This is a genomic window from Corynebacterium callunae (assembly GCF_046592015.1).
Classification (GTDB): Bacteria; Actinomycetota; Actinomycetes; order Mycobacteriales; family Mycobacteriaceae; genus Corynebacterium; species Corynebacterium callunae_A.
The window spans coordinates 23,824-36,618 of record NZ_JAWVOB010000011.1 but is presented as its reverse complement, the minus strand read 5'-3'; the positions used below and the strand labels follow the sequence as shown (position 1 = coordinate 36,618).

Genomic DNA, 12,795 nt, shown 5'->3' with positions numbered 1-12,795 from the left:
GGTTGCCGAGAGCAGAAAAGATAAGGACAATTGCGTTCATGGTTGAAAGAGACTTTCTGATCCGACCAATCCGTGAGGGTGATTTCCCTCAGGTGCGGGAAATCTACGAATTGGGCCTGGAGACGGGACATGCGTCATATGAGACATCTGGTCCCACCTGGGAGCAGTTTAGCTCAACAAAAATCATGGACACTGTTCTCGTTGCAGTAGAAAAAGACGATCCAGACTTCATTCTGGGTTGGGTATCTGCTGCGCCGATTTCTACCCGCCAGGTTTTCCACGGGGTAGTGGAAGACTCCATCTACATCCATCCCCAGGGCCAAGGCCGTGGCGTGGGTGGCACCTTGCTCAGCACCCTTATCGAGCTTTGCGAATCCCGCGGTATGTGGGCGATCCACTCCTGGATCTTCCCCGAAAACGAGGGCTCCGCAAAGCTGCACGCCTCCCGTGGCTTCCAAAAGGTGGGCACCATGCACCAAATGGCGCGCATGACCTATGGAGAATTGGAAGGTCAGTGGCGTGACTGCGATCTATGGGAGCGTCTACTCGCTACTCCGGAGTAATCTGCCGGAAGCGAATTTTATCGCCTGGAGCCAATTGGGCAGCCAGGTTTGAGGCCTGTGCCGAAAGCACCGCTATTACTGGATAGCCACCAGTAACTGGATGATCAGGCCCAAAAATCACGGGATGACCGCCGGGTGGAACTTGAATCGACCCGCGGACCATTCCTTCACTTTTTAGCTCACCTGCTTGAGCCCGGACCAGGGGAGTAGGGGAGTTAAGACGAATGCCAATGCGGTTGGAATCCTGGCTGACTTCAAAAACCTGATTATAAAAATCCTCTTGTGATTGCTGGCTAAACCACTCGGCACGCGGCCCGTGGATGACCTCTAGCGTGGTGATTTCTTGCAGTGGCCAGCGCAAAGGCAGATGGCGCAATAAAGGCCACCACGACGTGGAAAGAGTGTCCTTGGCGATGGAGAGCATATCTCCACTTTTTAGCGGCGCTGGTCCAATATGCGACAACAGATCAGCCGAGGCAGAGCCTAGGACTTTAGGAGCATCAAAACCACCACGAACCGCCATATAACTCCGCATACCTTTGGTTGGGAGTTCCAAGCGGATATGATCGCCTGATTCCACATCAATGATGGTATTGCTGAGGGCTTGGTGAGGTATTGCAGTTTGAGTTGCTTTAGTCTTGGCTTTGGTGATGGTGGCTCGGGCCTGGGCGCCGCAGAAAATAACGGTGGCAGGGTGAAGAACTTCTAGTTCAAAACCGCCGAGCACAATTTCAAGCACCGTGGCCGTGGGTTGATTGCCCAGCGCATAATTAGCCCGCGCTGCAGCAGCTCGGTCAAAAACACCTGAGGTTCCCACACCTGAGCTGGAAAAACCAAAACGACCAAGATCCTGAAAAAGTGCCTGTGGTCCAGTGGCAAGGACTTTAAAACTCAACTGTTAACCTCCACAAAGCGAACGCTATCTCCCGATTTCAATAATGAAGGCTGCGCTCGGTCAATATCCCACATGGCAAATGGCGTGGAACCAAGCAACTGCCAGCCACCTGGGGACTGCTGCGGATACACCGCGCTAAATTCTCCAGCTACTGCTACTGAACCAGCGGGAATTTTGGTTCTGGGGGATTCCAAGCGCGGAATATCCCACAGTGGCGATTGCGGCACAAGGTAATAAAAACCTGGAGCAAAGCCCCCAAAGGCCGCCGTCCACAGCATTTCACCGTGGGCCTTTTTGACCTCGGCAACACTGAGCTGAGTGTGTTGTGCGACAGCTTCCAAATCTGGTCCGTTGTAGATGACGGGGATTTCTATAATGTCTTGCACCTGCGCCTGAGCTGCACTGTGTTGAGCGAGCTCGATGCCGGACAGCTGCTCTTTAAGCTGGCCAAGGGAGGTTTGCCGAGGATCAAAGGTGACCAACAAGGTCTGCGCAGCCGGAATGGTGTCTACAACTCCCGGAAGTTCTTGCGCAAGCACCGAGGAGTTAAGAGAAAGCACCGCATCAAGCACGGTTCCTTGGACAGCTTGAGCATCCGCCTCATTGAGGTCGATGATGAGTGCTTGATCACCACAGAACTTAACGTCCATGGGAGACCTTGATGCCATTGGCCGATAAAGTGCTGATGATGTCTTTGATCAATGCGAGCGCTGCTGGATTATCGCCGTGCACACACAATGAATCTGCCTTAACTAGGACATCCTCGCCGGTGATCGCCTTAATGGGCTTGCCTTGAGCAAAGGCAAGAGCTTGGGCTGCAGCTACCTGGGGATCATGGTGCACCGAGCCGGGTTGACTGCGGGAGACTAATTGACCATCGGCAGTGTAGGCGCGGTCAGCGAAAGCTTCTTCCTGCACTTGAAGCCCCATTCCGCGAGCTTGTTCCACGATGTTTGAGCCTGCCAGTGCCATGAGCTTTAGGGTGGGATCTACTCGGGTGATGCCTTCAATGACGGCATCTGCTTGGGATTCATTTCCCGCAATGGTGTTGTATAGCGCGCCATGCGGCTTGACATAGTCCACCACTGCGCCTGCAGCGGTAGCTACTGCTTTAATGGCACCAATTTGGTAGATGGTTTCTGCCACTAGGTCTTCATGGGAGTAATCAATGAATCGACGGCCAAATCCAGCCAAATCGCGGTAGCCAATGTGGGCGCCAATGCGCACCCTACGAGCATATGCAGCGCCGACTGTTTTGAGCATTACTGCGGGATCACCGGCGTGGAAACCACAGGCGATATTTGCGCTGGAGACGAGGTCAAGCACGGCATTGTCATTGCCCATGGTCCAGTTTCCAAAGCTTTCGCCGAGGTCACTATTGAGGTCAATGGTGGTCATAGGGTGGCACCTTTCAGGAGTGTGCATGCTTTTGGCTGAGGGGAGTGGCACTGTTTGCTGAGCTGGAAATGGAGCTATTGGCTGATTTATTGGCTGAGCAGATCGAAGACGTTGCCGAAGGAGACGTAGGCCAAGAACCAAGCGATGGCTAGCCCGATTATGCCAATAACAATCAGCCACTTCGGGTATTTATAGCCCTTGAGCAGATCCTTTTGGCGGAAAATAGCGACGTAAATCATGAGGGTAAAGCCAACTGGCAGGACCAAGCCATTAAAAGCTCCAGCGAAAACCAGCAGGATTGCAGGCGCAGTTCCAAGGAATACGAAGACCGAGCAAGAGATGAGGATGAAAACGATGGTCACCCAGTTTTGCAGCTTCCTTTTCTCCGGGCGGTTGGCAACTAGGAAAGTGGCCGAGGTGTAGCTTGCTCCAATAACGGAGGAAATTGAGGCGGCCCACAGGACTGCGCCGAAGATACGTAGTCCAACTTCGCCGGCTGCGTGTTCAAAGGCGGCTGCTGCCGGGTTGGTTTCACCCGTGAGTGAGATGCCGCCAGCTACAACGCCGAGAACAGCGAGGAAGAGGACTACGCGCATAAGTCCGGTGATCAAAATACCGGTGACAGAAGAGTTGGAAACGGCCTTGATATTGTCAGGCCCGGTTTGTCCGGAATCCAACATGCGGTGAGCGCCAGCGTAGGTGATATAACCGCCAACTGTGCCGCCAACGAGAGTGGTGATCACAAGCCAGTCAATGGTGTCTGGAAGTACGGTATTTTTCAGTGCGGAACCCACGGGAGGACCAGAGACAAAAGCTACATAAACGGTTAGTGCAATCATGATGATGCCGAGGACAACGAGGAACTTGTCAAGCGCATCACTAAGGCGTTTAAACAAGAAGATGGCAATGGCGATAGCCGCGGTAAGGACGCCACCAATTTTGACGTCTAGTCCCAACAAGGAATTAAGCCCCAGACCGCCACCGGCAATATTGCCGATATTAAATACTGCGCCACCGATGCAGACCAGTACTGCAAGCAGCCAACCAAGTCCTGGGATAACAGTGTTTCCCAGTTCCTGTGCACGCATTTCAGAGATACCGATGATGCGCCAAACGTTGAGCTGCACCGCGATATCGATCAGGATTGAGACGAGGATGGCAAAGGCAAACGCTGCGCCGAGCTGATTGGTAAATACTGCGGTTTGGGTGAGGAATCCCGGTCCAATGGCCGAGGTTGCCATGAGAAAGATAGCGCCCATGAGGGCACTGCGCCCGGAGGCGCTGGCAGCTGCTTGTTTAAGAGACGGGCTTTGGGCCTTAGCTAAAGCGGCAGCGTCTTGGTGTTCAGTCACTGTCTCACTCCTTTCAATGCGGTTTTTAAAGGTCAATCCCCAAGACCTGGTGGATTTCGGCGGATTGTTGAACAATTCTGGTGAATTGAAAGTGAGTTTAGACCCCCTGTGGCTGTCGACACAATACCTAATAGGGAATTGGTATTTTTTAATTCCACAATGGGCTGCACATCCCATAAAATCGTGGCTATGACCACCGCAATGGCTACCTCACAAGAGCTGGCAGCACTGATTACCTCCAAAATTGATCGCGGAGAATTAACCTCCGGTACCCGCCTTTCTGAGGTGTCTTTGGCAGAGGACTTAGGAGTGTCACGTAATACCTTGCGCGAGGCTTTTAGGGTGTTATCCCAGGACGGCTTGGTTGATCATATCCCTAACCGCGGAGTTTTTGTCCATCGTTTTTCCAAAAGCGATGTCAATGACATTTATGCCTATCGCCTCTTTGTAGAATTGGCTGCAATTAGGTCAGCCCAAGATCATCCAGAGCAGGTAGAGCGTTCGCTGGTGCAGATGCGCCACGCCTATCAGAACGCCGTAGCAGCCAATGAGCAAGGTGATTGGCAAACTGTGGGTTCGGAAAATAGTGCCTTTCACCTTGCAATTGTTGAGCTGGCAGAGGTGAAGCGGTTAGTGGTTGAGGCCCGCAAGGTGTTGGCTTTAGCGCGGATTGGATTTTTGGAGACCCGAGAATCGGAAACTTTCCATTCCCCATATGTGAACCTCAACGGTGAAATTTTGCAGCGTCTGGAACGCCGGGACTTTAAAGCTGCGGAAGATTTCTTGCAGGAGTATTTGGAGCGTTCGCGTCAGGACTTACTTTCCCGTCTGCCGGAAAAGTAAGATTAGACTAGGATTATCTATTTAGCAGTGTCCTAGCAGAGGTTAATTCCTGAGCAAAGGCGTGAGTTAAGCGTTGAACGCCCCTTCCTTTTGCTTGTAGCTTGGGCTATAGCAACAACAAGGCCACGGAAGGAGATTGACTCCATGGCATTTGGATTTTTTCAACGGCGAAGGAAAAAGAACCAAGAGGAAACCCCTCAAGGCGGTTCAAGCGTGCCGGAAAACGTCTCGGACTTAAGCACGTCCAATGTGCGTCAACCAGGCGAGCCTATTGAACAAAAGGTAGATAGGGATAACCAAGGCCAGCTCACCCCAGCTGATCTTTTGCCTGATATGGACCTGCCGCAGCTTAACCGCACCCGCGCTGATCTCTTGCGACGCGAGCTGGAATATCGTTTTGCCCTCCAAGATGCGCATATTCACATTGAGGGCAGCACCGCGCGTGTTTTGCGAGCTGATGGCGGTTCGGCGCAGGTTTCTTTGCGAACCTTAGCCATGAATGCTGCTGGTCTGGGCGATATAGATCAGCTCCCGGAGCTTGTCGAAAGCTTTGTTCATGGCACTTTAGCTGATGCCACCTTGAGTGATATTTCCACCGCAACGCTGTACAAGAGCTTGCGTTTGCGCCTGCTGCCCACCCCAGAAGCGGAGCCTGAACTGGAGGAACTAGGTCTCAAAGATGACATTGAGGAACAAATCCGCGATGATTCAATTCTGCGGTCTTTTACCTCCGATATGTCCATCGCTTTGGTGCTCGACACCGAGCATGCAATTCGGATTCAGCCACTCCAGGAGCTCGAACGCTTTGATGCCATTGACGTGCTAGAGCGGGCTGCGGACCGCAACACCTGGCAAGAGCTTCTCGACGCCTCCGTGGATGCCAACTACATCACCTCGGAGGAGGGCGGCGAAGGTGCCAACTTCTGGGCTTTTGAATCAGATTCTTATTACCTAGGCAGTGCACCGCTGTTCTTGTCGGACCTTTTGCGCATGTGGGCTCCAGATCTTGATCAGAGCAATGGCGTAATTTTTGCTGTTCCAGATCGTGACCTTCTCATTGCAAGGCCAGTGACCACCGGCGAAAACCTCATGAACGGCATTACCTCGATGGTACGTATCGCCATGCGTTTTGGCCTCGGAAGCCCAACGTCGATTAGCCCGCGTTTGCACCTGCTGCATGAAAACAACATCAATACCTTCACCGATTATCGATTCATTCACCCAGAAGGTTCAGGGGAGTGGGAGGACAGTGTCTTTGAAACTCCACCTGCTGGTGCCATCGGTATTGAAGTACGCCCGGATGCCTATTTGATGGAGCGTTTACAAGAAGGTGGCTTTGGAGATTTTGGGGAAGAGCCCCGAGAATTCGATATCTAACACAAACCAAAAGGTGGGTCCTAGCAAAAGCTAGGACCCACCTTTTAATTGTTCACTTTAGAACTTGTTAGCACGCTCGGTGTGTGCCATGGACAGAACGTCGAGACGCTTGTCCAGTTCTTCTTCGGTGAGCTTTTCGCCATCAACAAAGCCGAGATCGATAACGGTCTGGCGGATGGTCTTGCCTTCCTTCAGCGCGGTCTTTGCGACCTTAGCTGCAGCTTCATATCCGATTGCGGAGTTCAGCGGGGTAACGATGGAAGGTGAAGACTCAGCGAGGTTCTTCATGTGCTCTTCGTTTGGCTCGATGCCATCAACCAGGCGGGTTGCAAAGACGCGAGCGGTATTAGCCAGCAGGCGAGCAGATTCGAGAACGTTGCGAGCCATCACTGGGATGAAGACGTTGAGCTCGAACTGACCCTGGGTGCCAGCGAAGCCAACGGCTGCATCGTTGCCGATAACCTGAGCGGAAACCTGGGTTGCGGTCTCGCACAGAACTGGGTTGACCTTGCCTGGCATGATGGAAGAGCCTGGCTGCAGGTCTGGGAGACGGATCTCGCCAAGGCCGGTCAGTGGGCCGGAGCCCATGAGGCGGATGTCGTTAGCGATCTTGTAGAAGGAAACCGCAACAACGCGCATTGCGCCGGAGAACTCAACAAGAGCGTCACGGGCAGCCTGTGCCTCGAAGTGGTTTTCAGCTTCCTTGAGCTGCTCCACACCGGTGAGCTTGATGAGCTCTGCAACAACCTGACCGCCGAATTCTGCGGAGGTGTTGATGCCGGTACCTGCTGCGGTACCACCAATTGCAAGCTCGCCGAGGCGAGGAAGGGTTGCTTCAATGCGCTCGATACCAAGCTGGATCTGGCGAGCGTAGCCGCCGAATTCCTGGCCGAGGGTAACTGGGACAGCGTCCATAAGGTGGGTGCGTCCGGACTTAACAACCTCAGACCACGCGGTTGCCTTCTTAGCCAAGGACTCGTGCAGCACCTTCAGGCCTGGGATGAGGTCATTAACAGCAGCTTCGGTAGCAGCAACGTGGGTTGCGGTTGGGAAGGTGTCGTTAGAGGACTGGCCCATGTTGACGTGGTCATTTGGGTGAACCTCAACGCCATTAGCCTTTGCGATAGAAGCAATGACTTCGTTGGTGTTCATGTTGGAAGAGGTGCCGGAACCGGTCTGGAAGACGTCGATTGGGAACTCTGCATCGTGCTTGCCGGATGCGATCTCCTTGCCAGCTGCGATAATGGCATCGGCCTTCTCTGCGTCGAGAGCTCCGGTGTCCTTATTAACCTGCGCACAGGCTGCCTTGAGCAGACCCATTGCGCGGATCTGTGCGGATTCCAAACCACGACCTGAAATAGGGAAGTTCTCCACGGCGCGCTGAGTCTGTGCTTGCCACAGTGCCTTTGCCGGGACCTTCACTTCACCCATGGTGTCGTGTTCAATACGGAATTCCTGCTCGGTCATGAAATCACTCATTTCTTACTGAGAGTTAAATACGGCTGTCCCAAGCTTACCCTCACCTTTAGTGATCCACATTGGCCTCCCCCATAAATGTGGCATATCTCTTTAGGTGGGGGTAAGGGGTAAAAACGACAACCTCTAAAAAATAAAGGACAGCGCTCCAAAAGTGGAGTCACTGTCCTTTAAAAGTGGGGGTTAAGACTAGTTGCTCTTGCGGACGGTTTCCATAGCTTTGGTCCAAACAACAACCTGCTCAAGCATGGCGTCAACGGTGGTTGCGCTCTGCTCGGTTGGCTTGAAGGTTGGGTACTCGAAGTCGGTGAAAAGGCCAAACATGCCGGTCTTCTGAACGTGTGCAATCTGCAGCTCGGAGAGGATTCCACGCAGGTGCTCGGTTGCACGAACACCGGAAGCGGAACCGTAACCAACGATGCCGGCAGCCTTGTTGTTCCACTCTGCGGAGAGGAAGGAAAGGGCTGCTGGGATGGAGTGGTTGTACTCGCCGGTGACAAAGATGAAGCCGTCGAATTCAGCAATCTTTGCAGCCCAAGCCTTGGTGTGCTCGTTGCTGTACTGGCCGTAACCTGCTGGCAATGCCTCATCAAGCAGTGGGAAGTTGAAGTCAGCGATGTCGACCAACTCATACTCTGCATCGTTGCGCTGGGTAGCGCGATCGAGGACCCACTTTGCAACGTCAAGGTTGACGCGGCCTGGGCGGGTGGTGCCGGTGATGATAGCGATCTTGCTCATGATTTCTCCTTATATTCGCTCTATGTTGACATGTCAACAATTGATATGGAAAGTATAAATTAACTTTCCGTAGCACGCAAATTTTTTCAAAAATGCGCTGTGAACTGCATAAATGGCGAGCTGATGATCCGTCTTCCATTCATGCTGAATGTTCTCCTTGTTGCCCCCGGTACGGCTTCCTTAGAGTAGACCGCAATCTAGACAAAGATGTCTATTTTGAAAAAGGAGTTTAATTAATGACTACGTCCAACCAGGAACAACAAGTAGACCGCAAGGTCTTGTTCAACGCTTTTGATATGAACTGCGTTGTCCACCAATCACCCGGGTTGTGGACCCACCCAGATGACCGAGCTCGCGACTATAACACCATCGACTATTGGGTAAACCTCGCCCAAACCCTGGAAAAGGGACTATTCGACGGCCTTTTCATCGCTGACGTTTTGGGAACTTACGACGTCTACGGTTCCAGCAATGAAGCAGCACTGAGCGCTGGTGCCCAAGTTCCAGTCAACGATCCCATCCTTCTGGTCTCGGCAATGGCACATGCCACCAAGAACCTGGGCTTTGGTATCACCGCAGGCACTGCCTATGAGCACCCTTATCCGTTTGCGCGTCGCCTGGCCACGCTGGATCACCTGACCAAGGGTCGTGTGGGCTGGAATGTTGTTACTGGATACCTGCCCTCAGCTGCACAAAACCTGGGCGATACCGATCAGCTTCCGCACGATGAGCGCTACAACAAAGCCGATGAATACCTTGAAGTTGTCTACAAGCTACTCGAAGGCTCTTGGGAAGATGACGCCGTTCAAAATAACACTGAAACCGGTGTATTTACAGATCCGGCCAAGGTTCATGCCATTAACCACCACGGCAAATACTTTGATGTCCCAGGCATTGCCATCACTGAGCCCAGTGTGCAGCGCACCCCGATGATCTACCAAGCTGGTGCATCACCGCGCGGACTAAAATTCGCCGGCGAAAATGCAGAGGCAGTGTTTATTAACTCCAATACTGTTGCCGGCATGAAGAATACGGTGGCAAAGATCCGTGCAGCGGCAGAAGCTGCCGGCCGCGATCCTCACTCCATCAAGATTTTCGCCATGCAGACCATTATTACCGGCGCCACCGAAGCTGACGCGGCCGAAAAATTAGCAGAATTTAGCCAATATATTGATCCAGTTGGTGGCCTCACCCTCATGTCTGGATGGACCGGTGCAGACCTCTCCCAGTACGAACTGGATGAGCCCATTACCAATATCGAGTCCAACGCCATTCAGTCCACCGCTGCCACCATTAGTAATGGCACTGGCGAAGGCGCCTGGACTGTGAGCAAGCTAGGCGAAGCAACAGGCATCGGCGGTTTTGGTCCCGTCATCGTTGGCTCTGGCGCCAATGTGGCTGCAGAACTTGCACGCATCCAAGACGTCACCGATGTTGATGGCTTCAACTTGGCCTATGCCATCACCCCTGGAACCTTTGAAGACATTGTCGAATTTGTGGTTCCTGAGCTGCAAAAACTTGGCCGTTATAAGACGGAATACGCACCGGGTTCCCTGCGCAACAAGCTCTTTGGCCAAGGCGATCGCCTTGATGAATCTCACCGCGGTGCCTCCTATCGCCTGGGCGCTAAGAACTCCACTGCCACCACTGATCTCACCTCTATTTCTGCACAACTCGTCTCTCAGGGAGCTAACTCATGACCACACCGCAAGAAATCATCGATAATCTCAAGCCTGTTTTTGCTGAGATCGCAGCAACTGCTGCTCAGCGCGAAGTAGATCGCGAATTCAGCCGCGAGTTCGCCGCGCAGCTTAGTGCGGGTGGATTCACCAAGCTGCGCGTTCCGCAGGAATTTGGCGGTCTGGGCTTTAGCTTGACAGAAGCTTTTGAAGTACTTGTTGCTCTAGCCAAGGCTGATTCAAATATTGCCCAGGGCCTGCGTCCGCACTTCTTGGCGGTGGAAAGTCTCTTGACAGCGCCGGATTCGGAACACCGCAGCAAGTGGCTAAGAAAAATCGCCGAGGAAGGCGTGGTCATTGGCAATGCGCTCACAGAGGTGGGCAATAATCCAGGGGAGCTCAAAACCCAGATCCGCCCAGAGCGTGACCACTATGTGCTCTCAGGCACCAAGTTTTATAGCACTGGAAGCCTATACGCGGACTGGATTCAAGTCCACGCCCTAGATGAGGAGGGTAAAGATGTTTTCTCCTTTGTTGATCGTGATGCCTCAGGTGTGGTCCTGGTGGACGATTGGGACGGATTCGGACAGCAGCTTTCTGCCTCCGGCACCAGCTTTTTTGAGAGGGTGGTAGTAGATCCCCTCGATATCGCCGTCCGCGATTACACTGCCCCCAGCCCATTCCAGGCGCTTGCGCAGTCCCACCACCTCTCCACCTTGACCGGAATTTCGCAGGCCATTACCCGCGACACGGTGAATTATGTGCAAAACCGCACCCGCATCTTCAGCCATGGCAGTGGGGAATTACCCCGCTTTGATCCGCAGGTACAGCAGGTCGTTGGCGAGGTTAAAGCGAAGTCCTATGCCGTGGAGAAAATTTTCTACGGTTTTGTTCAAGAGCTGGATCTTGTCGTCGATAAGGCACAAGCCGCAACTGTCAGCGAGGCTGAGCTTTCGCAGATCGACCTCAGCGCCTACCAAGCCCAGCTTTCAATAGCACCTTTGGTGCTATCTCAGGCCACTGAGGCCTTTGAGGTCGGTGGCGCCTCCGCGGCGTCAAAGAAGTTGGGCCTGGATCGGCACTGGCGCAACGCCCGCGTGCTAGCCAACCACAACCCCATTATTTATCGTGCGCGCTTGCTTGGCGCGGACGCCCTCAACGGTGGCCACGTGGCCTCCCAGTACACGATCGGATCAGTATCATGAGCAAAGAGATTTCAAATAACTACGCACCTGTCCTCGAAAAAATTCGAAAGGGCGCAGGAGCCCGGGAACTTCAGCGCAAGCTCCCCGTGGCTGAGATTAAAGATCTGGTAGCACTAGGTTTTGCAGGCCTGCGGGTACCAACAGAATTTGGCGGCGCTGGTGCCTCTCTGGAAAGTGTGGTGGAGCTGCTGGTGGAAATCGCCACCGCAGATTCCAACATTGCGCAGGCTTTGCGCGGACATTTTGCCTTTGTGGAGTTGCTGCTGGAAGCTCCGGAAAGCGAATTCCGCAGCCATTGGCTTAAAGAGGTCGCCTCCGGCAAGTTGGTGGGCAATGCCGAAAGTGAAAAGCGCGGCGTTTATGGCGATCCGCACACCTTTATTGATGAGGTGGAGGGCGATAACGGCACCATCTTTGTCCTCAATGGCACCAAGTTTTATACCACCGGCACCTATTTTGCCGATTACACCTGGACCACCGCACTCCTGCGCAGCCTCAATGGCGAAGAAACCCTGGTCAGCCTTCCTGTTGACCTCAGCGCGCCGGGAGTTGAGGTGATTGATGATTGGAATGGCTTTGGCCAAAAGCTCACCGCATCTGGAACCACCACTTTTAAAGACGTGGAAGTTGATCAGCGCTGGATCATTCCGCGCACCGATACTCCCACCCTTGTGTGGTCATATCTGCAGCTCAACCTACTTACGGTGCTAGTGGGCAGCGCACAGGCAGCAGTAAATGAGGTGGTCACCCGCGCACTTTCCTCCACCCGCAACGCCTGGAACCCGGGTGTGGAACACCGTAGCGATCCCGCAGCCACCCTGGCCATCGGCGATGCCCAGAGCCGAGTCACTGTGATTCGCGGAGCGCTTATCGACGCCTCCCGCCGCGTGGCAGATGCCGCTGCGGTGGCAACCCCTGAGGCCTTCAACGAGGCTGACGCCGTAGTGGCAGCACTCTGGCCCATTGTCTCGGAGCAGGCTTTGGTGGTTACCTCCTCAGTATTTGATGCGGTTGGCGCCTCCGCTGTGGCTCAGGATCATGCCATCGACCGCCATTGGCGAAATGTCCGCACCGTCTCCTCCAATAACCCAGTGTTCCTAGCCAAGAACGCAGTGGGGGAGTACGCCCTCAACGGCACCCCAGTTGGCACGAATATTGGCAAGGCTTTGCAGCGTCCCGTGGCGCTGAGCAGCTAAAAATCTGCGCAATTGAGGTCCCCGCATGCTTTGGCGTGTGGGGACCTTCTGCATTTTCGGCCCATTTACAGAG

Annotated in this window: 12 protein-coding genes; 6 read left to right on the top strand and 6 right to left on the bottom strand. The window is 53.6% G+C overall.

The features are described from left to right. Window positions 1-38 precede the first annotated feature (38 nt). On the top strand, window positions 39-563 hold the full coding sequence (locus tag SFC07_RS11690; RefSeq protein WP_411208444.1) for a GNAT family N-acetyltransferase: 525 nt from the start codon (window positions 39-41) through the stop codon (window positions 561-563). Here SFC07_RS11690 and SFC07_RS11685 read toward each other — a convergent pair. From SFC07_RS11685 to SFC07_RS11670, 4 genes are all read right to left on the bottom strand, one after another. Continuing rightward, a complete protein-coding gene (locus SFC07_RS11685; protein ID WP_411208443.1) occupies window positions 550-1,458 on the bottom strand; it encodes a biotin-dependent carboxyltransferase family protein in 909 nt (302 codons plus the stop codon). The two genes, SFC07_RS11690 and SFC07_RS11685, sit on opposite strands and share 14 nt — an antisense overlap. After that, window positions 1,455-2,108 carry a 5-oxoprolinase subunit B family protein gene (locus SFC07_RS11680; RefSeq protein ID WP_411208442.1) on the bottom strand — a complete coding sequence of 218 codons (654 nt, stop codon included), beginning with the start codon at window positions 2,106-2,108 and terminating at the stop codon, window positions 1,455-1,457. Before SFC07_RS11680 ends, SFC07_RS11685 begins: the two co-directional genes overlap by 4 nt. After that, a complete protein-coding gene (locus SFC07_RS11675) occupies window positions 2,098-2,856 on the bottom strand; it encodes a 5-oxoprolinase subunit PxpA (protein ID WP_411208441.1) in 759 nt (252 codons plus the stop codon). Before SFC07_RS11675 ends, SFC07_RS11680 begins: the two co-directional genes overlap by 11 nt. 86 nt (window positions 2,857-2,942) lie before the next feature. After that, the gene (locus tag SFC07_RS11670) at window positions 2,943-4,208 is read right to left on the bottom strand and encodes an NRAMP family divalent metal transporter (protein ID WP_411208440.1); all 1,266 of its coding nucleotides are present in this window, start codon (window positions 4,206-4,208) and stop codon (window positions 2,943-2,945) included. A gap of 189 nt (window positions 4,209-4,397) precedes the next feature. Between SFC07_RS11670 and SFC07_RS11665 the strand changes: the two genes are divergently transcribed. Together SFC07_RS11665 and SFC07_RS11660 are read left to right on the top strand one after the other, a co-directional pair. Then, window positions 4,398-5,051 (top strand): GntR family transcriptional regulator, encoded by a 654-nt coding sequence (locus tag SFC07_RS11665; RefSeq protein ID WP_411208439.1) that lies wholly within the window; start codon window positions 4,398-4,400, stop codon window positions 5,049-5,051. 144 nt (window positions 5,052-5,195) lie between these two features. Then, entirely contained in the window at window positions 5,196-6,428 is a 1,233-nt protein-coding gene (locus tag SFC07_RS11660; protein WP_411208438.1) for a hypothetical protein, read from the top strand. Between the two features lie 57 nt (window positions 6,429-6,485). On the opposite strand, the gene SFC07_RS11655 is transcribed toward SFC07_RS11660, so the two are convergent. Together SFC07_RS11655 and SFC07_RS11650 are read right to left on the bottom strand one after the other, a co-directional pair. Next, a complete protein-coding gene (locus tag SFC07_RS11655; protein ID WP_411208437.1) occupies window positions 6,486-7,895 on the bottom strand; it encodes a class II fumarate hydratase in 1,410 nt (469 codons plus the stop codon). A gap of 198 nt (window positions 7,896-8,093) precedes the next feature. Continuing rightward, entirely contained in the window at window positions 8,094-8,642 is a 549-nt protein-coding gene (locus SFC07_RS11650; RefSeq protein ID WP_411208436.1) for an NADPH-dependent FMN reductase, read from the bottom strand. 236 nt (window positions 8,643-8,878) lie between these two features. Between SFC07_RS11650 and SFC07_RS11645 the strand changes: the two genes are divergently transcribed. From SFC07_RS11645 to SFC07_RS11635, 3 genes are read left to right on the top strand one after another with little or no spacing between them, the layout of a single operon-like run. Further along, the gene (locus tag SFC07_RS11645) at window positions 8,879-10,342 is read left to right on the top strand and encodes an LLM class flavin-dependent oxidoreductase (RefSeq protein ID WP_411208435.1); all 1,464 of its coding nucleotides are present in this window, start codon (window positions 8,879-8,881) and stop codon (window positions 10,340-10,342) included. Continuing rightward, window positions 10,339-11,526: an acyl-CoA dehydrogenase family protein gene (locus SFC07_RS11640; RefSeq protein ID WP_411208434.1), complete on the top strand. Its 1,188-nt coding sequence runs from the start codon at window positions 10,339-10,341 to the stop codon at window positions 11,524-11,526. Before SFC07_RS11645 ends, SFC07_RS11640 begins: the two co-directional genes overlap by 4 nt. Continuing rightward, window positions 11,523-12,722: an acyl-CoA dehydrogenase family protein gene (locus SFC07_RS11635; protein WP_411208433.1), complete on the top strand. Its 1,200-nt coding sequence runs from the start codon at window positions 11,523-11,525 to the stop codon at window positions 12,720-12,722. The genes SFC07_RS11640 and SFC07_RS11635 overlap by 4 nt, the downstream gene beginning before the upstream one ends. The last annotated feature ends 73 nt before the right edge of the window (window positions 12,723-12,795 follow it).